The 26,679-nt window shown below is 45.9% G+C and carries 25 protein-coding genes; 11 read left to right on the top strand and 14 right to left on the bottom strand.

All coding sequences use genetic code 11. The features are described from left to right. Window positions 1-38 precede the first annotated feature (38 nt). Together ACHUFZ_RS10380 and truC are read left to right on the top strand one after the other, a co-directional pair. Complete coding sequence (locus ACHUFZ_RS10380; protein ID WP_394127111.1) at window positions 39-359, top strand: YqcC family protein; 321 nt, start codon at window positions 39-41, stop codon at window positions 357-359. Then, entirely contained in the window at window positions 352-1,074 is a 723-nt protein-coding gene (truC, locus tag ACHUFZ_RS10385; protein WP_394127112.1) for a tRNA pseudouridine(65) synthase TruC, read from the top strand. The genes ACHUFZ_RS10380 and truC overlap by 8 nt, the downstream gene beginning before the upstream one ends. Before the next feature lie 60 nt (window positions 1,075-1,134). Here truC and dxs read toward each other — a convergent pair whose 3' ends face one another. Genes dxs through xseB form a run of 3 tightly spaced genes read right to left on the bottom strand, consistent with a single transcriptional unit; the run spans window position 1,135 to window position 4,168 of the window. After that, on the bottom strand, window positions 1,135-3,000 hold the full coding sequence (gene dxs / locus ACHUFZ_RS10390) for a 1-deoxy-D-xylulose-5-phosphate synthase (protein WP_394127113.1): 1,866 nt from the start codon (window positions 2,998-3,000) through the stop codon (window positions 1,135-1,137). Window positions 3,001-3,020: 20 nt separating this feature from the next. After that, complete coding sequence (gene ispA, locus ACHUFZ_RS10395) at window positions 3,021-3,905, bottom strand: (2E,6E)-farnesyl diphosphate synthase (protein WP_394127334.1); 885 nt, start codon at window positions 3,903-3,905, stop codon at window positions 3,021-3,023. Window positions 3,906-3,925: 20 nt separating this feature from the next. After that, on the bottom strand, window positions 3,926-4,168 hold the full coding sequence (xseB, locus tag ACHUFZ_RS10400) for an exodeoxyribonuclease VII small subunit (protein WP_134835235.1): 243 nt from the start codon (window positions 4,166-4,168) through the stop codon (window positions 3,926-3,928). Between the two features lie 261 nt (window positions 4,169-4,429). Between xseB and pomA the strand changes: the two genes are divergently transcribed. The 3 genes from pomA to thiI all read left to right on the top strand — a co-directional run bounded on the left by pomA (window position 4,430) and on the right by thiI (window position 7,751). Then, window positions 4,430-5,194, top strand: coding sequence for a flagellar motor protein PomA (gene pomA / locus ACHUFZ_RS10405; protein ID WP_004413205.1), 765 nt, complete (start codon window positions 4,430-4,432; stop codon window positions 5,192-5,194). Window positions 5,195-5,204: 10 nt separating this feature from the next. Next, the gene (locus tag ACHUFZ_RS10410; protein ID WP_394127114.1) at window positions 5,205-6,146 is read left to right on the top strand and encodes a flagellar motor protein MotB; all 942 of its coding nucleotides are present in this window, start codon (window positions 5,205-5,207) and stop codon (window positions 6,144-6,146) included. 156 nt (window positions 6,147-6,302) lie between these two features. Beyond that, entirely contained in the window at window positions 6,303-7,751 is a 1,449-nt protein-coding gene (gene thiI / locus ACHUFZ_RS10415; RefSeq protein ID WP_394127115.1) for a tRNA uracil 4-sulfurtransferase ThiI, read from the top strand. A gap of 85 nt (window positions 7,752-7,836) precedes the next feature. On the opposite strand, the gene ACHUFZ_RS10420 is transcribed toward thiI, so the two are convergent. The 3 genes from ACHUFZ_RS10420 to ACHUFZ_RS10430 form a co-directional block, all read right to left on the bottom strand. Next, window positions 7,837-9,360 carry an HD domain-containing phosphohydrolase gene (locus tag ACHUFZ_RS10420; RefSeq protein ID WP_394127116.1) on the bottom strand — a complete coding sequence of 508 codons (1,524 nt, stop codon included), beginning with the start codon at window positions 9,358-9,360 and terminating at the stop codon, window positions 7,837-7,839. Window positions 9,361-9,455: 95 nt separating this feature from the next. Continuing rightward, window positions 9,456-12,278, bottom strand: a complete 2,823-nt coding sequence (locus tag ACHUFZ_RS10425; protein ID WP_394127117.1) for an ATP-binding protein — start codon at window positions 12,276-12,278, stop codon at window positions 9,456-9,458. Between the two features lie 6 nt (window positions 12,279-12,284). After that, entirely contained in the window at window positions 12,285-12,458 is a 174-nt protein-coding gene (locus ACHUFZ_RS10430) for a hypothetical protein (protein ID WP_394127118.1), read from the bottom strand. Window positions 12,459-12,860: 402 nt separating this feature from the next. Here ACHUFZ_RS10430 and ACHUFZ_RS10435 point away from each other — a divergent pair, with 402 nt between their 5' ends. From ACHUFZ_RS10435 to rlmM, 4 genes are read left to right on the top strand one after another with little or no spacing between them, the layout of a single operon-like run. Beyond that, window positions 12,861-13,769 carry a transcriptional regulator GcvA gene (locus tag ACHUFZ_RS10435; RefSeq protein WP_004418613.1) on the top strand — a complete coding sequence of 303 codons (909 nt, stop codon included), beginning with the start codon at window positions 12,861-12,863 and terminating at the stop codon, window positions 13,767-13,769. Further along, on the top strand, window positions 13,762-14,388 hold the full coding sequence (locus ACHUFZ_RS10440; protein ID WP_394127119.1) for an alpha/beta family hydrolase: 627 nt from the start codon (window positions 13,762-13,764) through the stop codon (window positions 14,386-14,388). Before ACHUFZ_RS10435 ends, ACHUFZ_RS10440 begins: the two co-directional genes overlap by 8 nt. Further along, entirely contained in the window at window positions 14,378-14,776 is a 399-nt protein-coding gene (locus tag ACHUFZ_RS10445) for a DUF423 domain-containing protein (RefSeq protein WP_394127120.1), read from the top strand. The genes ACHUFZ_RS10440 and ACHUFZ_RS10445 overlap by 11 nt, the downstream gene beginning before the upstream one ends. After that, entirely contained in the window at window positions 14,773-15,864 is a 1,092-nt protein-coding gene (gene rlmM / locus ACHUFZ_RS10450) for a 23S rRNA (cytidine(2498)-2'-O)-methyltransferase RlmM (protein WP_394127121.1), read from the top strand. Before ACHUFZ_RS10445 ends, rlmM begins: the two co-directional genes overlap by 4 nt. A gap of 130 nt (window positions 15,865-15,994) precedes the next feature. Here the strand turns inward: rlmM and xni are convergent, their stop codons facing one another. From xni to queF, 5 genes are all read right to left on the bottom strand, one after another. Next, complete coding sequence (xni, locus tag ACHUFZ_RS10455) at window positions 15,995-16,771, bottom strand: flap endonuclease Xni (RefSeq protein WP_394127122.1); 777 nt, start codon at window positions 16,769-16,771, stop codon at window positions 15,995-15,997. Window positions 16,772-16,839: 68 nt separating this feature from the next. Further along, the gene (gene ppnN, locus ACHUFZ_RS10460) at window positions 16,840-18,204 is read right to left on the bottom strand and encodes a nucleotide 5'-monophosphate nucleosidase PpnN (RefSeq protein ID WP_394127123.1); all 1,365 of its coding nucleotides are present in this window, start codon (window positions 18,202-18,204) and stop codon (window positions 16,840-16,842) included. Between the two features lie 213 nt (window positions 18,205-18,417). Then, complete coding sequence (locus ACHUFZ_RS10465; protein ID WP_394127124.1) at window positions 18,418-19,983, bottom strand: GGDEF domain-containing protein; 1,566 nt, start codon at window positions 19,981-19,983, stop codon at window positions 18,418-18,420. Window positions 19,984-20,086: 103 nt separating this feature from the next. Continuing rightward, window positions 20,087-22,357 (bottom strand): tetratricopeptide repeat protein, encoded by a 2,271-nt coding sequence (locus ACHUFZ_RS10470; RefSeq protein ID WP_394127125.1) that lies wholly within the window; start codon window positions 22,355-22,357, stop codon window positions 20,087-20,089. Between the two features lie 13 nt (window positions 22,358-22,370). Beyond that, complete coding sequence (gene queF, locus ACHUFZ_RS10475) at window positions 22,371-23,216, bottom strand: NADPH-dependent 7-cyano-7-deazaguanine reductase QueF (RefSeq protein WP_394127126.1); 846 nt, start codon at window positions 23,214-23,216, stop codon at window positions 22,371-22,373. Window positions 23,217-23,298: 82 nt separating this feature from the next. On the opposite strand from queF, the gene syd reads away from it, so the two are divergent. Continuing rightward, window positions 23,299-23,847: a SecY-interacting protein gene (gene syd / locus ACHUFZ_RS10480; protein WP_394127127.1), complete on the top strand. Its 549-nt coding sequence runs from the start codon at window positions 23,299-23,301 to the stop codon at window positions 23,845-23,847. A gap of 2 nt (window positions 23,848-23,849) precedes the next feature. After that, window positions 23,850-24,626, top strand: a complete 777-nt coding sequence (locus ACHUFZ_RS10485; RefSeq protein ID WP_394127128.1) for a Zn-ribbon-containing protein — start codon at window positions 23,850-23,852, stop codon at window positions 24,624-24,626. Window positions 24,627-24,659: 33 nt separating this feature from the next. On the opposite strand, the gene ACHUFZ_RS10490 is transcribed toward ACHUFZ_RS10485, so the two are convergent. Genes ACHUFZ_RS10490 through dapE form a run of 3 tightly spaced genes read right to left on the bottom strand, consistent with a single transcriptional unit; the run spans window position 24,660 to window position 26,658 of the window. After that, complete coding sequence (locus ACHUFZ_RS10490; RefSeq protein WP_394127129.1) at window positions 24,660-24,839, bottom strand: DUF2897 family protein; 180 nt, start codon at window positions 24,837-24,839, stop codon at window positions 24,660-24,662. Window positions 24,840-24,847: 8 nt separating this feature from the next. Beyond that, on the bottom strand, window positions 24,848-25,525 hold the full coding sequence (locus ACHUFZ_RS10495; protein WP_394127130.1) for a M15 family metallopeptidase: 678 nt from the start codon (window positions 25,523-25,525) through the stop codon (window positions 24,848-24,850). Beyond that, entirely contained in the window at window positions 25,525-26,658 is a 1,134-nt protein-coding gene (gene dapE / locus ACHUFZ_RS10500) for a succinyl-diaminopimelate desuccinylase (RefSeq protein ID WP_394127131.1), read from the bottom strand. Before dapE ends, ACHUFZ_RS10495 begins: the two co-directional genes overlap by 1 nt. Window positions 26,659-26,679 lie beyond the last annotated feature (21 nt).

The following is a 26,679-nucleotide window of genomic DNA, read 5'->3' on the forward strand; positions in this document are numbered from 1 at the left end:
ACTCTTAGGCCAATTTTCAAGGTCCAATATAAAGTTTAATGACGAAAGAAAAACAATTAGTCGAGTTAGTCGACGCTTTAGAAGGTGAGATGCGAAAACAAGGGCAGTGGCAACAACACTCTCCTAGTGTTGAAGCATTAAGCAGTCAGGAGCCTTTTGCTATTGATAGCCTCACTCCTTTAGAGTGGTTGCAATGGATATTTGTCGCGCGTATCCGTCTACTCGTGAAAGAAAGTCAGCCGCTGCCAACGGGGTTTGCTATGGCTGCTTATTTTGAAGAGTGCTGGAAAGAAGAGCAGGGTATGACCCCACTCATTACGATTCTCCAACAGATTGATAAGGTATGTCGCCATGCTTGAGATTGTTTTCCAAGATGAGTATTTCGTCGCTGTAAATAAGCCTGCGGGAATGTTGGTTCACCGTAGTTGGTTAGATAAGCATGAAACACAGTTTGTGATGCAAACCTTACGTGATCAAATTGGTCAACATGTGTTTCCTCTTCATCGCCTTGATCGACCGACATCGGGTGTGCTGATTTTTGCTTTATCTAGTGAAGTCGCTTCGCAGGTGATGCCGATGTTCGCTAACCACGAGATGGAGAAAACCTATCACGCTATCGTACGCGGTTGGATTGAAGAGTCTGGCCGCCTTGATTACGCATTGAAGGTTGAGCTGGACAAGATTGCCGACAAGCACGCCAGCCAAGATAAAGAAGCCCAAGATGCCATTACAGACTACTGGCCGCTGGCGAAAGTAGAAGTGCCGCACTCGACAGGAAAGTTTCCAACCACTCGTTACTGCTTGATGGAAATGAAACCACTAACAGGGCGCAAACATCAACTAAGACGCCATATGGCTCACCTAAGGCATCCTATTGTCGGTGATACGACTCATGGCGACGGTAAGCATAATAAATTGTATAGAGAGGTCTATGACTCGCACAGACTGCTTCTGCATGCATCGAGCTTAGAGTTTGTACATCCCTTCACCAATGAAAAGGTGCTGATTAAAGCTGGCGTTGATGAAACTTGGCAAAAACTCTGTGCGGAGTTTGGTTGGCAAGTGCCAGAATAAATCGGTTAGAGACAAAAAAGCCCTCGAAGTGAGGGCTTTTTGCTATCGAAACAGTAACGTTTACTTTTCTAGGTATTGGCGAATGGCGTTTTCGATGCCGGTTGCATCTAAGCCTAACTCTGCATGGAGTTCATTTTGGGTACCTTGATGAACAAACTCGTCAGGCAAACCTAGGTTAAGCACAGGCTTGATGATTTTCTCTTTCATCATAAACTCAATCACACCTGCACCCGCACCGCCAGCAATCGCGTTTTCTTCTAGTGTTACTAGAACGTCGTGCTCTGCAGCAAGTTGTTTGATCAGTTCCTCGTCAAGCGGCTTAACAAAGCGCATGTCCGCAACAGTGGCATTTAAACTTTCTGCCGCTTCCAGTGCGTTACCAAGGAAAGTACCGAAGCTTAAAATCGCGACCTTTTCACCTTGACGAACAAGACGTCCTCTACCGATCTTAAGAGCGGTAAACTCTTGTTCTATCTCTGTGCCCATACCAGTGCCGCGTGGGTAACGAACGGCACTTGGACCTGTATGTTTATGACCCGTGTAGAGCATTTGACGACATTCATTTTCGTCGCTCGGAGCCATGATCACCATATTCGGAATACAACGCATAAAGCTTAGATCAAACGCACCTTGGTGAGTCTGGCCATCGGCGCCAACTAAACCTGCACGGTCAATAGCAAACATCACAGGCAAGTCCATGATTGCTACATCGTGAATCAGCTGATCGTAACCACGCTGTAAGAAGGTCGAGTAGATAGCAACGATCGGGTTGTCACCCGCAATTGCCATACCTGTCGCCAGCGTTACTGCGTGTTGCTCTGCAATGGCGACGTCGAAGTATTGTTCAGGGTACTCTTTAGAGAAACGAACCATACCTGAACCTTCACGCATTGCTGGCGTAATTGCCATTAGCTTAGGATCTTGCGCGGCCATATCACACAGGAAATCACCGAAGATCTTAGAAAAGCTTGGCTTGCCGCCACTGCTCTTAGGCAAAGAGTTGTGGCTAGGGTCGAACTTAGGTACACCGTGGTAACCGATTGGATCTTTTTCCGCTGGCTCGTAGCCTTTACCTTTCTTAGTCATGATGTGCAGGAACTGCGGGCCTTTTAGCTCACGCATGTTCTTCAGCGTTTTGACTAACTCATTCACATCATGGCCATCGACAGGACCAATGTAGTTAAAGCCTAGCTCTTCGAATAAGGTACCTGGGATCACCATGCCTTTGAGGTGTTCTTCAGTACGACGAACCAGTTCTTTAATTGGTGGAACGCCAGACAGAACCTTTTTGCCGCCTTCACGAATCGAGGTGTACAGGTTACCAGAAAGCACTTGCGCCAAATGGTTATTCAGTGCGCCAACGTTTTCTGAAATCGACATCTCGTTGTCATTAAGAATCACCAGCATGTCAGGGTGAACGTCGCCAGCATGGTTCATTGCTTCAAATGCCATACCTGCGGTAATCGCCCCGTCACCAATGACGCTGACCACTTTACGGTTCTTGTCTTCTTTACCGGCACTGATCGCCATACCTAACGCCGCACTGATCGACGTTGATGAGTGACCAACAGACAATGTGTCATATTCACTCTCTTCACGCCAAGGGAATGGGTGCAAGCCGTCTTTCTGACGAATCGTAGACAGTTTATCGCGGCGACCAGTTAAGATTTTGTGTGGGTACGCTTGATGGCCCACATCCCACACCAATTGATCAAAAGGCGTGTTGTAGACGTAATGAAGCGCGACAGTGAGTTCCACTGTACCTAGGCCAGAAGCCAAGTGACCACTAGATTGGCTCACTGAATTTAATAAGTAGGTACGTAGCTCATCACATAGCGTCGGCAGCACTTCTTTAGGAAGACTGCGTAGCTCATCTGGCGTATCTGCTAGAGCAAGTGTTGGATATTTTGAAATATCAAGAGTCATATAAATGCGCGCTTATTGTGTTAGTTCTTGCGCTCGATGACATATCGGGCGAACTCTTCGAGTAACTCTGTATTGTATGGGATTGCTTCCAAAGCTTGAAGTGCTTCATTTAACAGAGTGTGAGCTTTGTTAATAGCTCCATCCAATCCTAGTAGGGCTGGATAAGTACTTTTGTTTAATTCTTGATCAGAACCTTGAGGCTTACCTAAAGTTTCTGTATCACTAATAATATCTAAAATGTCGTCTTGAACCTGAAACGCTAGGCCAACTGCATCGGCGTATTTGTCGAGTTGAGGCATCACCTCAAGACCTTTTGCACCAGCAGCAAGAGCGCCTAGACGGATAGCAGACTTCATCAATGCACCGGTTTTATTGCGGTGAATCTCTTCTAATTCTTCTAGCGACACTGAGCGATTTTCAGCTGCGAGGTCCAAGGCTTGACCTAAGCACATACCATTGGCACCTGAAGCGTCCGCTAATACTTTGATCATCTTGATACGGTTAGCTTCAGCATTTGGATGTAAATCACCGTCTGCCAAAATAGTAAATGCTAACGTTTGCAGCGCGTCTCCGGTGAGGATAGCCGTTGCTTCATCAAATTTGATGTGACAGGTTGTTTGACCACGACGAAGTTCATCGTCATCCATCGCAGGGAGGTCATCATGGATCAGCGAGTAGGCGTGAATGCACTCAACCGCAGAAGCGGGAGTATCAAGGTCACTCTTGTCACAGCCTAGCATTTGGCCAGTAATGTAGACCAAAAATGGTCGAGCGCGTTTGCCACCAAGCAGTAGGCCGTAGCGCATGGCTTCAATTAACGGCTGATTTTGATGTGGCAGTGCTTGCAGCCAAAGATTTAGCTGCTCATTATTACGTTGTTGAAATGAGGTTAATGCCTCTTGCATAACAGACATATTTCTATCAATTACTCAGGCTGGCCGTCAAAGTCACTTAATGGAGATTCGTCATCGTTTTGCAGCAAAATACTTACGCGTTGCTCGGCATCGCTAAGTTTAGTTTGGCCTGCACGAGCAAGCGTAATGCCACGCTCAAATTTCTTAAGCGCATCTTCCAATGCTAAATCACCATTCTCAAGGTTTTCTACGATAACATCGAGCTCGTCGATCGTCGCCTCGAAGGTCATGTTTTCTGGTTTCTTGCTCGCCATAACTTTTCTACTTTGACAAAGATGCACGAAAGTTACCTTAGCCGATAATGATGGTCAAATTTAACCGAGTAAAATTGTCAGAAAAATCGAGCTTTGGCAGCCAATCAATCCGTTTGAATCTCATTGATAGCGGGATTTCTCTAGTGCAAACGAAGTAAGCAACTGCATTTATGTGAATAGAGTATCAATAAAAAACTAAAGATCTGAACACGTTGCCGATATACTTTGTTAGAAGCTCAAAGATTGCATGAGGAGTGCTTTGTGGATTTAGCAACGCTGGTGGGACTATTAGGCGGCTTTGCTTTCGTTATCATGGCAATGATACTTGGCGGAAGCATTATGATGTTCATCGACGTCACGTCGATTTTGATCGTAGTGGGTGGCTCTACCTTTGTCGTTTTAATGAAGTTCACCATGGGCCAATTTTTTGGTGCGGCGAAGATTGCCGGTAAAGCTTTCATGTTCAAAGCCGATGAGCCAGAAGATCTGATTGCTAAAGTTGTTGAGATGGCGGACGCTGCTCGTAAAGGCGGTTTCTTAGCGCTAGAAGAGATGGAAATCACCAACGGCTTTATGCAAAAAGGCATCGACTTACTGGTTGATGGACATGATGCCGACGTTGTTCGCGCTGCTCTGCAGAAAGACATTGTCCTTACCGATGAGCGCCATGATTTTGGTGGTAGTGTATTTAGAGCCTTTGGTGACGTTGCCCCTGCGATGGGGATGATCGGTACACTGGTTGGTCTGGTTGCGATGCTTTCTAACATGGATGACCCTAAAGCGATCGGTCCTGCGATGGCGGTAGCACTCTTAACCACTCTGTACGGTGCGATCTTATCAAACATGGTCTTTTTCCCAATTGCTGACAAGCTGTCTCTACGCCGTGAGCAAGAGAAATTGAACCGTCGCCTAGTGATGGATGGCGTATTAGCGATTCAAGATGGTCAGAACCCTCGTGTCATCGACAGTTACCTTAAGAATTACCTCAATGAAGGTAAGCGTGCTCTTGACGTAGATAACGAGTAAGGTCAAAGGTATGGAAGAAGAACAACCCAAATGTCCGCCGCCCGGTCTACCGTTGTGGATGGGGACCTTTGCTGACTTAATGTCGCTGCTGATGTGTTTCTTCGTACTTCTACTCTCGTTCTCTGAAATGGATGTACTGAAATTTAAACAGATCGCAGGCTCGATGAAATTTGCTTTTGGTGTTCAAAACCGATTGGAAGTCAAAGATATTCCAAAAGGCACCAGTATTATTGCTCAAGAGTTCCGACCTGGACGTCCTGAGCCGACACCGATTGACGTCATAATGCAGCAGACAATCGATATCACTCAGCAAACTCTCGAGTTCCATGAAGGGGAGTCCGACAGAGCCGGTGGTACTCAGCGTGACCAAGGCAAGTTGACCGGAGGTCAGTCTCCGGACACCTCGACGCAGAACAACCAAAACTCAGAGTCTGATAACGAACAGCAGCAATCAGCTGAAATGTCTCAAGAACTTGAAACGCTCATGGAGAGCATTAAGAAAGCCCTTAAGCGTGAGATTGAACAAGGCGCGATTGAAGTTGAGAACCTTGGTCAGCAGATTGATATTCGTATCCGTGAGAAGGGTGCATTCCCTGAAGGTTCTGCTTTCTTACAGCCGAAGTTTAGACCGCTAGTGAGGCAGATTGCTGATTTAGTGAAAGATGTCCCCGGGCGTATTCGTGTCTCTGGTCATACTGACAACCAGCGTATTGATTCTGAGTTGTATCGTTCTAATTGGGACTTGTCTGCTCAACGCGCTGTATCGGTGGCGCAAGAGATGGAAAAAGTCCGCGGCTTTAATCATGAGCGACTACGTGTTAGAGGTATGGCGGACACTGAGCCGCTTGGGCCGAATGATACTGAAGCACAACGTTCGCGAAACCGCCGAGTTGAAATCAGTATCATGCAGGGTGAAGCATTGTTAAGCGATGAAATCCCTGTGAATCAGTAAAAGAAAAAAGACGAGCAAAAGGCTCGTCTTTTTTATGGCCATTCATTCATGTATAATCTTGCGCCCTTAGAGTCCAACTCTTATTTCGAGTGAGCGGTGAGTGCTTAGCAGCCCTGCTTATTCTGCGAATTTATTAAACTTGTTGTGAAGTGAATTATGAAATTTATCGTCAAGCCCCATCCAGAAATTTTTGTAAAAAGTGAGTCGGTGCGTAAGCGCTTCACAAAGATTCTTGAGTGCAATATTCGCAACATTATTAAGAGCCGTTCAGAGTCTGTTGCGGTATTTAACCGTCGTGACCATATCGAAGTGACGTCTGAATCGGATCAATACCGCAATGAAGTTATTGAAGTCTTGACGCAAACGCCAGGTATCCACCACGTACTTGAAGTTCAGCAATCAGACTTTACAGATCTGCATAATATTTTCGAGCAGGTATTAGAGCTTAATCGTCCAAACCTTGAAGGTAAGACGTTTGTTGTGCGCGCTAAGCGTCGTGGTAAGCATGACTTTACCTCTATTGAACTTGAGCGTTACGTTGGTGGCGGCCTTAACCAAGCGATTGAAAGTGCAAGCGTTAAGCTGAAGAACCCAGACGTGACGGTAAAAGTTGAAGTCGCGAACGAGAAGCTAAACCAAGTTATCGCGCGTTACAAAGGTCTAGGCGGTTTCCCGCTTGGCACACAAGAAGATGTACTAAGTCTGATTTCTGGTGGCTTCGATTCAGGTGTATCAAGCTACCTACACATCAAGCGTGGCTCTAAAGTACATTACTGTTTCTTTAACCTAGGTGGCCCAGCGCACGAGATCGGTGTTAAGCAGGTTTCTCACTACCTATGGAACAAATACGGTTCTTCGGCAAAAGTACGTTTTATCTCGGTTGATTTCGAACCTGTAGTGGCGGAAATCCTAGAGAAAGTCGATGACGGCCAAATGGGTGTTATTCTTAAGCGTATGTTTATGCGTGCAGCAGGCATGGTCGCTGAGAAATTCAAGATTGAAGCGCTTGTTACCGGTGAGGCTCTAGGTCAGGTATCTAGCCAAACGCTGACTAACCTTCGTCATATCGATAACGTAACAGATACGCTGATTCTTCGTCCGCTAATCAACTGGGACAAAGAAGATATCATCAACCTAGCGCGTGATATCGGCACTGAAGACTTTGCTAAGACAATGCCTGAGTACTGTGGTGTTATTTCTAAGAAGCCAACAGTGAAAGCGGTGAAAGGCAAGCTAGAAGCTGAAGAAGACAAGTTCGACTTCGATATTTTAGAGCAAGTGGTTCGTGATGCTCGCGTGATGGACATCCGCGATATTGCTAAAGAAACCGAGCAAGCTGCACCTGAAGTTGAGCAAGTTCAAGCGGTGGAAGAGCATGCTGTCGTTCTTGATATCCGTAGTCCAGAAGAAGAAGACGATAACCCACTAGAGATTGAAGGTGTGGAAGTAAAACACATTCCATTCTTCAAACTCGGTACCCAGTTTGGTGATTTAGACCAGTCTAAAACTTACTTACTGTACTGTGATCGTGGTGTCATGAGCCGCCTACAAGCGCTGTACCTGCAAGAGCAAGGCTTTAACAATGTTAAGGTTTACCGTCCTTAATCTTTGCTAAAACAACAAAATGAAAGCGCAAATCGTTAATCCGGTTTGCGCTTTTTTATTATCTGGAATTCGAAAAGATCGCGCTCTATTCGGTGGCGTATTTTCGGTTGATTTCAATCGCGACATCTATATTATCTAGCAGGGTATCGACGATCTTGGCATCTAAATGGCTACCTTTAGAACGTTTAAGTTCCTCGATGACTTCCTCAACGGGCCAGGCTGGCTTATAACAGCGTTCGTGGGTTAAGGCATCAAACACATCGGCCACTGCAATAATGCGCGCTTCAATACTGATTTCATCGCCTTTTAGCCCCAGCGGGTAGCCTGTGCCGTCAACTTTCTCATGGTGTTGATGAGCGATGGTGGCAGCGGTTTGTAATATCTTGCGTTTAGAGCCAGCTAAAATATTGTGGCCAATAGCGGCATGGTTTTTCATCGTTTCCCATTCATCCGCATCAAGCTTACCCGGTTTAAGTAATACACTATCGGGAATGGCGATTTTACCAATATCATGCATTGGGGCCGCTTGGCGCAGTAACTGAGCTCTCTCTTCAGAATGACCGAGTAAGAGACACAGCTCATAGCTCAATTCCGACATGCGTCTGACGTGATTCCCTGCTTCTTGAGAGCGTGACTCAACCACATCACCAAGGCGATAAATAAGCTCACCTTGGGTATCAATAATCTCTTGGCTAAGAGAGAGATTCTCAAAAGCTAAACTGACACTGTAAGAGAAGATAGTCAGCAGTTGGCTTTCAAGCTCAGTGATTTTTCGAGCCCCTTTAAGATAAAGTAAACTGACCGCACCAGAGCTGGTGGCGAAGTAGCCGACGAAGATATCGCCTTCGATGATACTTTCTTTTTTCGCAATCGCTTTGTCTAAATAGTCTTGTACCAGTGGGTCAATGGTGTCTTCTTGGCCTTGACCAATTTGGGCTAATACTTGGTAGCCGCTCTCGGGCTGTTGAATGGTGGTTAAACCACGAACGCTGACCAACATGCTCTGTTCATTCATCCGTAGTAGCGATAAGACTTGCTGCAATATCCCGTTTGAGAAGGTTTTTAAAGTGTGTTGTTGGAAAATGACTGAAGTCGACTGAATGACGCGTTCCAAGCCTAAACGGTAATTGGTTTCTAGCTGTTTAGCATGCTCGATTTGGATAATATCGCGATAGGATCTCAGTGCCGATAACACCACCGTAAAGAGCTTCTGGCTAGTGAGCTCGGTTTTCTCTTTGTAATCATTAATATCGTAATTAGCGACGACACTTTGCTCTGGGGCTTGGCCGGGTTGACCTGTACGTAAGATTATCCGAACCTTGTGGTTACTCAGATCCTCTCTTGTCCATCGAGCAACTTCAAGGCCCGCATCATCCGTTTCCATCACCACGTCGAGAAACATTAATGCAATATCATCATGGGTCGAGAGCTTCTCTTTTGCTTCTAGTCCAGAATAAGCGTGGATAAATTCAAGTGGCCTATCATCAAGAGTAAAGCGTCTGAGTACGAGCACGGTAACTTGGTGAATATCGGCGTCGTCATCCACGAGCAGTACTTTCCAAGGGGGGAGAGTGGGTTCATCCATTTCTCGCAATAATTTTAAGGGCATAAGCGACTCCCAAATTCCACCTTAGTATCATCCATGTGTGTCATCCTTAATTAGGGTATAGGCAAGGTTAAAACTAATTACAAGTGAGTAGTTTGCTACTGTTCAGTAATGACTTTAGGCACGTTAATTTGATAGGCCAATCCTTTGCCCAGCGCAGTATCAATCGAAATACTGCCTTGTAGCTTCTGTGTAACCAAATTGTGGATAAGATGCGTTCCTAAACCACTCCCACCTTGATTTCTTTTGGTGGTAAAAAAAGGATCGAACAGTCGTTTGGCTTCTTCTTCATCTAAACCTTTACCATCATCTTGATAGTGGATAGATAAAGTATCTGCGTTATCTTCAACGCGAATCGAAATATGGCCAATTTGGTCAGGCTTAAACGCATGAATCAAACTGTTCATGATTAAGTTAGTAAAGATTTGAGATAATGTGCCAGCGTAGGAGTAACAATGAATACCTTCGGCGCAGCTCACGTCGATTTTATGCGCTACTTTTTTCAGCTGTGGTCGAAGTGATAGCATGATTTCATCAATGTATTTTTTGATGTCAAACTCTCTCAGTTCGTCTGAAGATTGATCAACGGCAATTTGTTTAAAACTGCGTATAAGCTGTGACGCACGCTCGTTATTTTTATGGATGATCAGCGCTGACTCATCACACAATTCGAAGAACTCTAGTAACTGCTTTTCGCTTAGCTGTTCACTGTCATAAGCTTGCTTCAATTGACTGACTTCTTCGCTTAAATTTGATGAGGCCGTGACACAAATACCAATCGGTGTATTGATCTCATGTGCTACCCCTGCGACTAACATACCTAGAGACGCTTGCTTTTCTTTTTCGACTAATTGACTCTGGGTTTTTTGCAGTTGCACCATCGCTGCCTGTAACTCATTGGTACGTTGCTCGACTTGAATCTCTAGCTGTGAATTGTACTCTTCGACCAATTGCTCTTTTTCTTTGGCGTAATTGAGCTGTTGTCTTAATTGGGTAGGGCTGATTTTTAATTGAGATAGCAGTTGGCTGTAGGTTTGTTCCAATGCTTTCATTTCTGCTGGCGAAAACAGTCCCGAATCTTGAATAAGGACATGTGCCATTGCGGAGCCTGTTGCACCACTGAGATAGCGTTCAGCGGTTTTTTCTAAGTTGGCGAGCTCAATGGTGGTAAGAAACTCTGCGTTATCGACATTGGCTTCACTGATACTTTGTTGCAGTTTTAAGTGCGCTTCATCATTGGGGAAATAGTGTTCGAACAAGTCTCTTAGGATGGCGAGCTTAGGGGCTAGGGCAATGTCTTTTGGAAGCTCAAGGCCAATGTCGTCATCCTCTGACTGAGTCTGGTTCATATTGTCGATGAACTCGGCATTGTAGCGACTCTCTGACTCACTCTCTTTATACAGCAAACTACCCAATATCAGACCTGAGATATTAGCCATCATTGACCAAAATGCGCCATGACTGACTCGGTTCATTGTCGAACCAAATAAGTGTTCAGGATGCAACCACTCAATCCCCCAAGGTCCCGTGGCGAGCAGGCTGTCATCGATCCAACCACTTTTCATCAATGAAGGGACGAACAAGCAATAGCCCCAAACAAGAAAGCCCATCATCAGGCCGAATATCGCGCCGCGCGTATTGACCTCTCGCCAATAGAGCCCGGCAAGCACAAGGGGAAGTAATTGGAGTACGGCGCAAAACGAGATCATCCCCATATTGACCAAAAGATAGGATTCACCGAGATATAGGAAGAATGTTTGTCCGGCAATAAACACTAGGACAACGGCAAACCAACGTATTTGTAATAAGTAGCGACCAAATCTTCGGTTGGGAAAAAACTGACGTATCAGGGGTAATGCTAAATGGTTGCTAAACATGGTCGACAGGGTCATACCTGAGATCATCAACATGGCCATAGCGGCAGAAAAACCACCAATAAAGACCAGTAGCGTTAGCGCAAACTGCTGTTGAGACATTGGCAACGCCAACATATAAGTATCCGGTGGCGTAGAGCCTAACAACAAGATACCAGCGGCAGAAATAGGCATGACAAACATGGTCATTAAGAACAAGTAAATTGGCAGTTTCCACTGGGCTTGTTTGATGTACTGAACCTTAGGGTTTTCTATTACCATCACGTGAAACTGCCTAGGCAATAAAAAGAAGGCTGAGCCTGCCAAAATTAAATAGCTCACCCAGGTGATAAAATTGGGTGTTTGAGCCATCTGTCTGGCGGCGTCTGGATATTCACGCTGTAGTTGTTCGAAGATCTGGCTCGGTGAATCAAACAGGAAAAAGCAGACAAAAATACCCACCGCCAGCATGGCAATGAGCTTGATGATCCCTTCAAAGGCGAGCGCCATCATCATGCCAGGGTGGCGTTCTGTAGGGTCTATATGGCGAACACCGAAGATAATTGTGAAGAGTACGACGCCAAGCCAAACGATCCACGTAATGATATCCCCTGAGACACTTTCATCCAGAATGACGGACACCGTGTTATTGATCGATTTTAACTGTAAGGCGAGGTAGGGAACGATACCGACCATCGCGACCACAGAGGTTAGTCCTGCTAGGAAAAGGCTGCGGTTAAAACGTGCAGATAGGAAGTCCGCAATGCTATTGACGTGATAGGTTTGCTTAACCAACAAAATTCGGCGCATTAAAGGCCACAATACGAGCATAAGCAGAGTTGGACCTAGGTAGATGGTGTAGACAATGATTCCGCTACGTGAGGCGAGCCCAACGCTGCCATAGAAGGTCCAACTGGTGCAATAGACAGCAATGGACAAAATGTAGACCAGAGAGCTTGAAGACCAACGTTGAGCAGTTTTACTGGAGGATTCAGCCCAATTCGCAATGGCGTAAAGAATACCTATGTAGCCAATTAGTACTGTTACGAGCATCCCAGCGCTTAGCATAGTGAATTACCTAGCAAGGCCGATGAGGATCGCGATGAGAATCACCCAAATACTCAGTATAGAAATGGTAATTGAAGTGATTGAAAACGGTGTCACGAGTATCACTGGCCAAGTAGCCAAAGTGAGTGCAAGAACCAATAGCAATATACGCAGTGCTAACTGGTTTTGAATAGGTTGCATTCGTTTCCCTCTACCGCAAATACGTTAGTACAATCATAGGACATGCAACAAAAGTTGACTAAAAAACTCAGGTATTTACTTCACAAGCATTAGTCGTATTGAGAGGGCATAAAAAAACACCGCCATATAGGCGGTGCTAAAAAATTTGACAGACAGGTCAAAATAAATACAGGAAGTATATGTTTCGTCTCACGGAGAAACAAAACTGGTAGAAACCTACCGAACTCGAAATACGAGTTTGCAAACACAACATCGCAACAAGAAGTCAATTGATTCAAAAGGGAATCAAGCCGTTCTGACTCCTCGCTGCGGTGTGAAATATAGAATTTCTCTGGTCGTCAGGCAACGGACATTTTATAATGTTTCAGATAAAAAAAACTAATCTATTTACGGAAGGCTATTATGTCCAGAAGATTGCCTCCTTTGAACTCTTTAAAAGTGTTTGAAGCTGCTGCCCGACATTTGAGTTTTACGCGTGCTGCAGAGGAGCTGTTTGTTACCCAAGCAGCCGTCAGTCACCAGATCAAAGCGCTAGAAGAATTCCTTGGCTTAAAACTATTTCGTCGTCGAAATCGCTCACTTCTGCTCACCGAAGAGGGGCAGAGTTATTTTCTCGATATCAAAGATATTTTCACCTCACTAGCAGAAGCGACTGATAAAGTCCTAGAACGTAGTGAAAAAGGTGCGTTAACCATCAGCTTACCGCCAAGCTTTGCTATTCAATGGCTTGTGCCTCGCTTGGCGGATTTCAACCAACAAGAACCGGATATCGATGTTCGTATTAAAGCGGTTGATATGGATGAAGGCTCATTAACCGATGATGTGGATGTCGCCATCTACTATGGCCGCGGTAATTGGCCAGGTTTACGTGCCGATAAGCTCTATCAAGAGTTCTTGATCCCGCTTTGTTCACCTTCATTACTTTTAGGTAACAAACCATTAGAAACTCTAAGTGATTTAAAACAGCATACGTTACTGCATGACACTTCTCGTAAAGACTGGAAACAGTTTGCCAAACTGAATGGTATCGAAGGAGTGAATGTTAATCACGGTCCGATCTTCAGTCACTCGACTATGGTTCTGCAAGCGGCAGCGCATGGGCAAGGGGTTGCACTTGGAAATAACGTTCTGGCTCAACCAGAGCTCGAAGCGGGTCGACTTATCGCGCCATTTGATGAAGTGCTGCTTTCGAAGAATGCGTTTTACGTGGTTTGCCATGATAAACAGGCAGATATGGGCCGTATCGCAACATTCCGTGATTGGATGCTAGCTAAAGCGCAAAGTGAACAAGAGGAGTTACTGGATGAGTAATTACCTGATTGATGGTCAACAGGGCAACCCTCTCTTTATCTTTGCTCATGGTGCTGGTGCGGGTATGGACCATACCTTTATGGAGTCCGTGGCGAAAGGGTTGGCGAAGAAGGGCATTCAAGTGGTGCGCTTTAATTTCCCTTATATGGTCAAACGCGCTGAAGATGGTAAGAAACGTCCACCGGATAGAGCGCCTAAGTTACTTGAAGCCTATCAAGCTGTGATCGCAGAATTTGCAGATAATGGACCGATTGTTATTGGCGGCAAATCAATGGGCGGACGCATGTCGAGCTTACTGGCAGAAGAATCAAACGTGGCGGGTGTTGCTTGTCTTGGTTTTCCGTTCCATCCACCGGGAAAACCAGAAAAGTTCAAAGGTGAGCACTTAGCGACATTGGAAAAGCCGACCCTTATCCTTCAAGGAGAGCGAGATACCTTCGGCAAAAAAGAAGAGTTTGCTGAATTCGAGCTTTCCTCCTCGGTTCAGGTGAGCTTTATCCCTGATGGTGATCATAGCTTTAAACCGCGTAAGAGCTCTGGGCATACTGAGTTAGGTAATATTCAGCTTGCAGTAAAACATCTGGCTGAGTTTATTTTTGAGGTGTACGGTGAAAAGTAAACATCTGCTTGCTGTCGGCGGGCTTCTCAGTGGAGTCGGGGTGGCCTTAGGCGCCTTTGCTGCGCATGGTTTGAAGAAGTCATTATCGCCTTACTTACTCGACGTATTCCAAACGGGCGTGCAGTACCAATTTATTCACGCGATTGCGATTTTGCTCTGCGCTGTCCTGCTACAGCTAAAATTGCCTACTAAGTCACAAAAATATTTCGCCCTAGCCGCAATTTGCTTTATCATCGGCATCTTTTGTTTTAGCGGCAGTCTTTACGCACTCGCATTAACGGGCATTAAATGGTTCGGACCGATTACCCCATTTGGTGGTATGACGTTTATGCTTGGCTGGGGCTTGTTCGTCTATGCAGCGCTACAGATTACAGAGGTGAAACAGTGAAACAATTAATGCTCTACTGCCGCAGTGGCTTTGAGAAAGAGTGTGCCGGTGAAATTCAAGATCGTGCGACTCAGCTAGAAGTGTTCGGTTTCCCTCGTGTGAAAAAGAACAGCGGTTACGTAATTTTTGAATGTTACCAAGATGGTGATGCGCAAAAGTTAGTGAAAGAGCTTGATTTCAAATCGCTTATTTTCGCTCGTCAAATTTTCGCTGTAGCGGCTGAAATTCAAGAACTGCCACGTGAAGACCGTATCTCGCCAATTCTTCATGATTTGAGCTTTGTAGAAACCATGCCTCGTTGTGGTGATATTCGTATCGAAACCCCAGACACGAACGAAGCCAAAGAGCTATTGAAGTTCTGCCGTAAGTTCACGGTACCAATGCGCCAAGCACTGCGTGGTAAAGGCCTCCTTTTTCCGAAAGATAGCCCGAAGAAACCAGTACTGCATGTTTGCTTTGTCGGTCCGACGCACTGTTTCATTGGTTACTCGCTGCCAGACAACAACTCGCAGTTCTTTATGGGTATCCCACGTCTTAAGTTCCCAGCGGATGCGCCAAGTCGTTCAACATTAAAGCTTGAAGAGGCGTTCCACGTGTTTATTCCACGCGATGAGTGGGATGAGCGTTTAGCTGCAGGTATGTGGGGCGTTGATTTAGGTGCGTGCCCAGGCGGTTGGACTTACCAACTTGTTAAGCGTTCGATGTTCGTTCACTCAGTGGATAACGGCATGATGGCAGATAGCTTGATGGATACTGGTCAGGTGAAACACCACCAAGAAGATGGCTTTAAGTTTGAGCCAGCACGTAAGAACGTGACTTGGTTAGTGTGTGACATGATTGAAAAGCCATCTCGCGTAGCTCAGTTAATGGGTGAGTGGATCATCAGTGGTTGGGCAAAAGAAGCGATCTTTAACCTTAAGCTGCCAATGAAAGGCCGCTATGATGAGGTTCTTGAAGATATTGAAAACTTGAAGCTGTTCCTGATTGAAAATAAGGTCAAGTTTAAGCTACAAGCGAAACACCTATACCATGACCGTGAAGAGATCACGGTGCATGTTCAGTGTTTATCAAACATCTCACCGCACTAAGAAAGAACTGAGCGGATTTCGCCCTTCGAGCGACGGACGCGGCATTGCTCAAATAGACTGACTCCAATAAAATAAAGGGTTGCTACTTGGTAGTAACCCTTTAAATTTTCTCGCATCTCACAGTCCGTTATTACTCATTTGTCCCATTAAAGCGCAAATCTTGCAGATTAAACCCGAGCTCAATATCCGTTTTAAGCGCTGCGATCAGTTTGCACTTGCGCGCTGATTCGATGTGCTCATCGAGTTTTTTGCGATATTTGGCTGGTAGCTCTTCACTAGCAAAGGCTTGTTCAATATCGGTAAATTGGGTCAGGATCTCTTTGGCCGCTTTTGGTCCGACACCCGGCACACCCGGCACTTGGCTTGAGCTAATACCCGTTAGCCCCCAGTAGTCCGAAAGCTGTTTTGGCTTAACGCCAAACTCTTTTTCAATAAAGGGTTCATCTAACCAGCGGTGCTGGAAGTAGTCTCGGATCTGCAGGGTAGGTGACAGCAACTGACAGTAGCCTTTGTCAGTTGAAATGATCGTGACTTTTTCATTGTGGCTAGCCACTTTCATTGCCAGTGTTGCTACGAGATCGTCCGCCTCGTCGCCATCAGATAACAGCGAATCTATTCCCAGTTTCCACCAAGCATCTTGGATAGCTTCCAAGCCGTTCATTAATGGTTCTGGCATAGGTTTACGATTCTGTTTGTACTCTGGCCAGATTTCTGCGCGCCAACCACGCTCTTGAAGGTGATGATCAAACACCGCAATGATATGGGTCGGTTGAGACTCAGATAAGATTCGGTTAAGAGTACGAGAGGTGGTCGTAATGGTTCTTGCTATATCGGTGGGATCTGGCTGGGCAGAGTGAACTCGGCGAATAAGGTTTAACGCATCGATGATAACAAGATGAATAGACATACAAATCAAAAAAATAAGGGCATGAAGCCCTTATTGTATCGGATGGTGTTGAGATTACCAGTCAGTCACTAGCTGATGGTCTTGATTTGGTAACAAGGCTCGTAAGCCGTGCCGCCTGGCAGCTTCATACGATCTTGCTCAACAAAGTCTTTCAGTAGCTTGTCCATCTTCTTCATCAGATCAACGTCGCCATCGAGAATAAATGGACCGTGGCGTTCGATTTCACGAATCCCCTCTGCTTTAACGTTACCAGCTACAATGCCCGAGAAGGCTTGGCGTAGCGCTGCTGCGAGGTTTTCAGGGCGTTGGTTTAGATGTAAGTCTAAGCTCGCCATGTTGTCATGGGTCGGGTCAAATGGCAGTTGGAACTCAGGCTCAATTTTCAGTGACCAGTTGAAGCTGTAGGCATCACCGGTGTCCTTACGATGTTGGCGTACATCAGCCATGCTTTGCTTCATGATTTGCGCCACTTTAGCTGGGTCATCAACCACAATCTGATAGTGCTTCTGCGCAGCTTCGCCTAAGGTGTCACCAATAAAACGGTCGATAGAGCGGAAGTATTGCTCGCTCTCTTTTGGACCGGTTAGCACGATAGGCAAAGGTTGATCGGCATTATCAGGGTGCATCATGATACCGAGGATATAAAGCAGCTCTTCTGCGGTACCAGCGCCACCTGGGAAGATAACAATACCATGGCCCATACGAACAAACGCTTCAAGACGTTTTTCGATATCGGGCATGATGACGAGCTCATTGACGATAGGGTTTGGTGGCTCTGCGGCAATGATTGAGGGCTCGGTTAGACCTAGGTAACGCTGCTCGTAGTAACGCTGCTTAGCGTGACCAATCGCAGCGCCTTTCATTGGGCCTTCCATTGCACCAGGACCACAACCGGTACAGATGTTCATTTCACGTAGGCCAAGCTCGTTACCAACTTCACGCGTGTATTGGTACTCGATAGCGTTGATTGAGTGACCACCCCAGCAGACCACAAGGTTAGGCTCGATACCCGGAGTAAGCGCGCCAGCATTACGCAAAATACCAAACACAAGGTTGGTGATATGCGAGGCGTTAGTGAGGTTGAGACGTTGGTTATCCGCAAGGTGCATGTTGACATAAACAATGTCGCGAAGCACAGAAAACAGGTGTTCCTGAATCCCTTTGATTATTTCACCATCAACAAATGCGTGTTCTGGGGCGTTGCTTAATTCAAGCTTAATCCCACGTTCACGGCGTACCACGTTGACGTCGAAAGATTTGTATTTGTCCAACAGCTCTTTGGAGTTGTCGGTATGACTACCTGAATTGAGAACCGCGAGCGTACAGTTGCGGTATAGCTGGTATAGATCACTAGCAGCGGTCTTCTTAAGGCGCTCAACTTCAAGTTGAGAGAGTAGGTCCATACTACCTGCTGGACTAATATGCGTGATCATAGTGACCTCCTTGACTAGCAACTCACAAGTCGTGAGTAAAGTGTCGTTGTTATTATTGTCCTTATACGTCGCAGTTATATCTGAGTTTTAGCGACGGGTTTCTTAAGCTTAGCAGGTTTTTGCTGATAGTGAAGCTAACTAACTGATATATAAAGATGAGTCACATAATGAGTCGGAGGGAATTAGAGTTCTGGCGCGTGATGGTGAGTCAGTTTAGCGCCATACAAGTTGGTTTTTACCCAGAGATTTGGCTTCATTGAGGCACAAATTGAGGCGTTCGAGGATCTCTTCCGGCGTGTCTGAATCTTTAAACGCAGTACTGGCTGCTGAAAGCGTAATCATCAAATTGCGGTCGCGGAACTTAAATGGCAGTTTCGACACTTGGCTCTGGATGGTCTGGATCAAGCTAAATGCGTCGCTATCGCTGGCTTCTGGGAGTAGGAGAATAAATTCTTCGCCAGAGAAACGTGCAACAGTATCAGTATCTTGCAGCTCTTTTTTGATCGTGCGAGCAATGATTTTCAGTGCTTTATCACCCGCGCTGTAGCCGAAGCTATCATTGATCGCTTTAAAGCCATCAATATCAAGAATGACCACACGTAGCGTATGCTGCGCGCGAATCCAGCGGCGGTATTCCAGTTCCAGTCGATCGCCAAAAGCGGCGCGGTTGTACACTTTAGTCAGTGGATCGAGAAGCATACGCTGGGCTTGGTCTTCTAGACGGCGGCGATAATCTTGGGTCACTTCAAACAGTGCTTCCAGTTGATTCTTGCCATAATCCATTCTTTCTAAAAGTGCTTGCTCGCGTTGCTCTGCATGTTTTAAACGCTCGGTGAGTGAATTGAGCTGATCAAGCAGTGGATTGACTTGTGTCTTCAATCCTACCAAGTCTTCTGCATTTGCGACTTTGGTTTGGGTCACGCTGATCAAATCACCGAGCTCTGAGCTCATTTCCTGGCGGGTATCAAAGTAACTTTGCGATTGCTGGACATTTTGCGCTGAGCTCTTGAGTGTAGAGGCGAGGGATGAATTCACCTGCTCAAGGAACTGCTCTGACGTTTTACGCTCGTAGTGGGTGCCTTCAATGACCAACTTTAATGTTTGCAGGGTGAGCTCAAGTAGCGTGTGGCTACTAACGCCCGTCAACAATTTAGCGCGAATATCTACGAGTAAGTCGCCAGATTCACCTTCAAAATCAAGTTCAGTAATCAGGTGTTGTAGCTCTTCAGATAGGCGCAACTGCAGTTCACGATCGGCGCTATTAGAAACTTGGTTGATACTGTAATCAGGGTTAGAAGTGATGATCTTTACAGAGCGTTCGTAAAGGCTTAGCAGTCGCAGGGCTTGCTCTGATTTAGGGCGCGAGAGTCCACTGGAGTAGCTGAGTAAATCGCGCAGATCACGTTTAATCTTAGCGGGCAGGCCCGTTAAGCGTAGCAGCGTTTCTCCACTGTTTTTGATCTGCGTATCTAAATGTTCACTCTGGGTGTCCATAGCCAAGCCTTGTTGTTTTAGCAGGCGCTCTAATACCGCAAGTTTTGGGATAAGAGTACTGACGTCTTGCTGTTGTTCGATAGCTTGAGTGAGTTCCATTAGACCCGCTTGAAGGCGCGGATTCTCACTTTTATAGGCGTTACTTAGCGACGCGATGATGCGCTGAAGTACCTTCTGTTCTCTTTTAAATTTGAACGAAGTGTCCCTTTGTGTCAATCGAACTTGTTCCAATTGAGATTTCAGGTTGTGCAGCTGTGACTGAAGATCTTGTTCGAGAACGCCCATGAAATATAAACTTAAAGATATAATCTACTTCTATTTATTAATCTGTAGATAATATCAAATAAATCACGGGCGTCACGAGTTACTACGTTTGTTTGATGAGCTTTTATTCATCTTTTAATAGTTTTTTGATGCTGTCCTCATTCTTGAACGAAGAGTGTACTTTTATTAACCCTTGGTTTATCGAATGCTTGCAGGCCTTGCGAATATTACCAGTTGCTAAACTTGCTGCTGGAGCGTTATCGATCGCTTTTAAATAGACCCACTGACTGCAATGTTCCTTCATACTCAGCGTGCGCGCGGTACTGGTAGACATTAGTAGCACATCAACTAGTTCCTTATCATTAACGGCGGTATAAGCCCTAGGTAGGAACGGATAGTCAGCCATACCAATACGAATGATGCGATTTAAAATCCGCTCTGGCTCGAACTCCATGATCCATTGCTGAATTTTTTCAAACAGCTGTTCTGGATCGGTATTACGTTCACTGTTGGGTTCGATATAAAGTAAGTTGGCATCTGAAAAGTGATAAATACGTGCAGGATACTCAACGCGTTGTTGCAGGAATTCGCCGAAAGCACGCTCCAGTTTGAGGCCTTCTTGGTAACCATGTTGCAGGTACATATTACGTAGGAAGGGAACATCAATCATTACAAAGCGCAGTCGGTCATTGAGTGGCTCATGGATTAACTCACCCACATGCCACTTTTCAAATTTATGGCTACTCTCTTCTAAAGACGCGGGCAACTTAGCATTGAGCATACGTAGATTCTTCAGCCCAGATCGAGAGTGGGTATAGAGATCTTCGTTTAGCGTATCGAGTTCGTCTTTTTGCACATTGATGACATGACCGCGGCGTAATAAGAACATGAACAGCAGTGCTGAAAGTACAAACAGCGTTAAGGTAATTTTCTGGAACTTACGATATTCCGCATGGGCTTGTTCAAGCTCTTCTTTTTGACCACTTAAATGTAGGCTTTGCTCAACAAAGTCTTTCTGTTGGCGGAAAGCATCTTCACTGATCATATCCAGCTCTTGCTGTTCTATCGTGGCTAACGAGTTGTAGAACAGCAGGTATTCGAGCGCTAGCTTATATTGACCACTTTGTTCATAGCCTAAGTAAAGCAACTGATAGGCGGCTTTTTGCGTACTAATGTCCTGCTCTTTTTGCGCAATTTCTAGCGCTTTCTGTGCGTTTTTTAAGACTTTATCCGACTCTCGCTTATGTCGAGCTAGCCCTGCCTCAAGTAAGTACGCATAGGCTTCTAAGCGAGGGATGCTAGCGTACTCTAGTAGTTCTTCTGCTCGGTTCAGATATTGCTCGGCTAAGGTGTAGTTAACCAGTTGCAGGTAAGTGGCAGCCAAAGATATACGGATTTCAATCACGCTCTCAATGTTGTTTTGCATGCGCTCATGATCCATGGCATTGAAGTAGTGGACCAGCGCGAGGTTGTATTTGTTTTGGTGGTAATAGATATCACCCATGCGCTTTAAGATAGGCGCAAGCATAGGCGAGCTCTGGTAGTTGTCGTAAAAGTCAGCTGCCTGAGAAAAGTGATTATTGGCTTTATCCAGCACACGACGTTCGTAAAATAGTTGGCCTAAAATACGGTTTACTTGAGCCAGTTGCAGTGCTGAGTCCGTTTCAATCGCTTTCCAGTAACTGATTAACAGCTCTGATAGGGCGCGGTTGTATTTTTTGTTCTGCAGTAAATGTTTGCCGACCGTGGTGTGATACTCAATTAGAGTGTGGGTAGACTTCGCGTTATCAACGTAAGGTTTTGCTTCGAGGTAGAGCTTGTTGGCCACATCGACTTCACCTTCCGCAGAGGCAATATCCGCTTTTAACATGGTCATTTTGTATCTCAGACCACGAGCGACAAGTTGAGTATTATTAATTTGTGAGTAGCTCTGTTCGAGCTTTTCGATTTTCTTGCGCGCCGCAATCGCATCTTTATCGATGCTCCAAGCTAGGCGAGTTTCCAGCAAGTCGATGTCGATTTGTAGGTATGGCAGTTTATAGTTGGTGGCAATTTCTTTGGCTTCAGCTAAATGCCTTAACGCGCTTTCTTGGCTGCCAAGATTAAACTCAGCACGTGCGAGAATACGCAAGGCATCAATGGTGCCACCTGGGGTGCGTGTTCGGCTATCGGTTTCATCCCGAGAGATAGCTGACGGGCTTTTTTCAGTTTTGTCAGAAAGCGTACGCTGAGCTAGGTAGTTTGCTGCTAGCTTCTTTGCTTGCTTTGGCACCACTTCTACTAAGCTATTCGCCTCGTTCAGTACTGCTGATGAGTAGATTGTACTGGCCAATAATGGTGATGACACAATCAGCAACAGCATGCCGATAATGCGTTCCCAGCGTACGTTTAACATCCTGAATTAATCCCTATTGACGCGCCATGCGTTGGTTGTGGTTTGGTTGAGCGTGAACGTTAGAGCGGTATGGGTTAATGTCTAAACCACCGCGACGAGTATAGCGCGCATAGACGGTTAATTCGCTCGGCTGACAAAATTCCATAATGTCAGTAAAGATGCGCTCAACACATTGCTCGTGGAACTCGTTGTGCTCACGGAAAGAGACAAGATAGCGAAGTAGCGCTTCTCGGTCGATCTGTTTACCCGTGTAGCTGATCTCAACGCTGCCCCAGTCAGGCTGGTTGGTGATCAGACAGTTCGATTTGAGTAAGTGACTGTGGAGACTTTCTTTTACGTCATCACCTGTTGCCGCACCTTTGAGTAATGCACGGTCAAAATCATAACTAGTGATCTCGATATCTTGCTCATCAATGCATTCTCCATCCATAGTGACAATCACAGAATCTGTGTAATCGACCACGGAGCGAACCGTTACGCTGACTTCTTCGCCGGCGCAATGAGACAAATCTTTGATCAGCGTTTTTTCAACCTCATCCCAAGTCGAGAAACGTGTCTGATTGAAGCTGTTGAGGTAGAGCTTGAATGACTTCGACTCAATAAGGTTTGCGCTGGTGGCAGGAATTGACACTTCACCAACCGCTACTTGAGGCAAACCTTTATCATTAAGCCATGATAGCTCGTACAGCGTCCAAATATCGCAACCTTGGAACGGTAGAGTATCACCGAGATTAAGGTCATCACGGTTCAAACTACGAGGCACAGGTTGGAGTAGGCTTGGGTCATATTGGTTCGCGTATTCAGTCTTTTGACCCAAGGTTAGGCCAGCAAGCTCTTTCGCATCAGAATATTTGCTCATACTTTTGTTCATTTTCTATTAGAATGACGAGAATTTTACGCAATCCCGCTGTTAAAAGCGAATATTCATGTTGGAGAATCTAATGGCTGATAATGCCTTGCAAGCGTTGCTCTCATTCAGTGAAAAATACCGCCAGGCGCACCTTGATGCTTCGGGTCATTTACCAAAAAGCGAAGAGTTGGTTGACCTAGTGTCACCTTGTGTCGAAAGTAAAACTGAGCAGGCGGTCGAGTGGCAAGCTTGTCAGCGTGATGAACCAGCTGATTTTACCAATGTAGAAAACGGTATTGAGCTTACCTTGCATGACGACATTAAAACCTTCTACGGTTCTCAATACAGCGCCGATATGGAGGCGACATGGCAGGGCAATGAGTTAACGCTACTGCAAGTGTGGAGCGATGAAGACTTTGTCCGCTTACAAGAAAATATTCTCGGCCATCTTGTTACTCAGCGCCGCTTAAAGCTCAAGCCGACCGTCTTTATTGCCGCAACAGACGCAGAGTTAGATGTTATCTCTATCTGTAATATTTCAGGCAACGTTATCTTGGAGCGTTTAGGTACCGACAAGCGGGATGTACTGGCGCAGGATATCGCGGAGTTCTTAGCAAACCTTGAAGCTGTGGTGCTGTAATCATGTATGTTGTAGAGCTTCAGTTTGAGTGTTTTGACAACACTACCGTGTCGGCCGTTGATAAAGCGATTAATGGCTTGATGGATGCGCTTAGATACAACGGTCAAGTGCTTGGCCGTGAATTTCCAATTGTGATGGGGGATGGCGAATTTTTTGTTCGTGTGGTTTGCCCAGAACAAGATAGTTTACACCCAAACTATCACTCTGACTTTGTTAAAGTGTGTCTTAATCGTTTATCAGAGGCGAGTCTATTAGCGCCAAAGATGCGTATGTTAGGCCGAGATCTAAACTCTGAAGAAGCCGCTGAAGATGAGCAGCCAAGCTGGCAAGTGCTGTACACAACGTATGTCCATACGTGCTCTCCTTTGCGCTCCGGTGAAACCTTATTACCAATCCCACTTTACCGAAATGGCGCTACCTTAAACGGTGATCATAAGGCTGTCGTCAAATGGCAGACCGAGTGGCAGGCCTGTGACGAGATCCAAATGGCGGGAGGCTGCCGCGCGGAACATGCAGCGCTGCATGAGATCTGTGATGCCGACAGTGTGCTATTCAAGCGCGGTTGGGACTTACGCGGCCGTATTGAATACATCACTAAAATTCCGACCTACTACTATCAGTATCGCGTCGGTGGCAAGAGTCTTGAAGATGAAAAAGTACGTAAATGCCCGAAGTGTGGTGGAGAGTGGTTGCTAGACGAGCCACTGCACGACATCTTCTACTTCAAATGTGATGACTGCAGAATCGTATCGAATATGTCTTGGGATCATATTAAGTAGTGATACCAGATTTGACGCAATAAAAAAGACGCTCTACTGAGCGTCTTTTTTTGATTCTTCAGACTCGTCGTTATGGTCATCTGAGTCACTTTGCGGTTTTTTCTCGCCTTGGCCAAACTTCATATTGGCGGTGTATTTAAGCGCCGCAATATTACCGATCACAACGCTCAATACGATAACAATGATAACCCAAGGGTTAGTTAGTAAATCCATCTCGCTACCTATTGATGTATGTTGCTAATAAACTGATTGTAGATCGTTTCCAGTTGGCCTAACACTACTTGTTTACCCAAAATGGGAGCAGACGCGAGTTGCTCGGCAAGAAGAGCCGGTGTTAGCTGTTGTAAGCACGGCTCGGCAGTGGCTCTATGGCTAATATGCCAAGGCTCAGGAGCGACACCGCCTTTATCTTGTGCATAGGGAAAGAAGAAGCCATGTTGCTCAATGTTTTCTTTTAGCCACAGATAGAAAGTTTGCTGATGGCCAGTAAGGTATTCCCAAGGCTCTAGTTGAAGCTGAGTACCTTTGGGCAGACTGTCACGATTGAAGATATCGAAATCGGTGCCCCAATGATGACGACTGCCCCCAGGCAGCGCCGACCAGCGTAAAATTGCCATCACCTTCTGCTGCTCCGTTAAGCTGTCAGCGTTCAGTGGTTGGCTGTCACTATCTAAAATGGCCGTTTTGCCTGCCATTTTATTATTCCAAATCGTCATCTGACGCTCGAAATTACGAAAGCCACTGGCGATATTGAGGTTGAATCCCGCCCGAGTCGCTGACTGTTTCAGTGCAAGTATATCTTGGCTCACTTTAGCGTGAACCAAGAAGGCTTTTTGTCCGACAACAGTTTCAACCAAGTGAGTTTGCGTCTGACCAGTCAGTTGTTCGGGCGTCATCATTAGGCTAACAAGTTCTCTAGTGTTTTCTGATACATGTCGGTTAGCTTCTCTAGGTCGTCTACCTTCACGCATTCATTCACTTTGTGAATAGTGGCGTTAACAGGACCAAGCTCTACAACCTGACCATTCATACGGGCAATGAAACGGCCATCCGATGTACCACCAGTTGTCAGCAATGCTGGCTTCGTTTGGTTCACCGCATCAACGGCGTCGACGACAGCATCCAACAGTGCGCCAGTGTCCGTTAAGAACGGGTCGCCGTTGAATGTCCATTTTAGGTCGTAATCGAGGTCATGTTTATCTAGCGTTTCAGTCACACGCGAGACAATGGCATCGTTATTTAACTCAGTGCTAAAGCGCAGGTTGAACTGAACGTTGAACTCACCAGGGATCACGTTCGATGCACCCGTACCAGCATGAACGTTTGGAATTTGGAAACTGGTTGGCGGGAAGTACGCATTACCTTGGTCCCATTCCGTCGTCGCCAGTTCATGAATCGCCATTAAAGATTGGTGAACAGGGTTTCTTGCTAAATGCGGGTAGGCAACGTGTCCTTGAATCCCTTTGACGGTTAAATCACCAGTAATTGAACCACGACGGCCGTTTTTAACCACATCGCCAACAATCTCAGTACTTGAAGGTTCGCCGACAATACACATATCGATGTTTTCACCGCGCGCCATTAGAGCTTCCACCACGCGAACCGTACCATTGATGAATGGACCTTCTTCATCTGATGTGATCAAAAAGCCAATAGAGCCTTTATGATTTGGGTTGTCGGCAATGAACTGCTCAACGGCAACAATCATACTTGCTAGCGAGCCTTTCATATCCGCTGCGCCGCGACCGTGTAAGAAGCCATCTTTAATCGTTGGCTCAAAAGGAGGGGTATCCCATAGCTCTAGTTTACCGGCTGGGACAACATCCGTATGACCAGCGAAAGCAAACAGTGGCGCTTCACTGCCACGGCGAGCCCAGAAGTTAGTCGTATCTTCAAAGACCATTACTTCAATTTCAAAACCAAGCGCCTTTAAACGCTCAATCATTACATCTTGGCAGCCTGCATCTTCTGGTGTGACTGATTGGCGGCTAATTAAATCTTTTGCGAGAGCCAGAGTTGGGCTGTCTGTCATCCTTGAAATCCTTTCAAAAAA

It is taken from the genome of Vibrio hepatarius (assembly GCF_043642085.1).
GTDB classification, from domain to species: domain Bacteria; phylum Pseudomonadota; class Gammaproteobacteria; order Enterobacterales; family Vibrionaceae; genus Vibrio; species Vibrio hepatarius_C.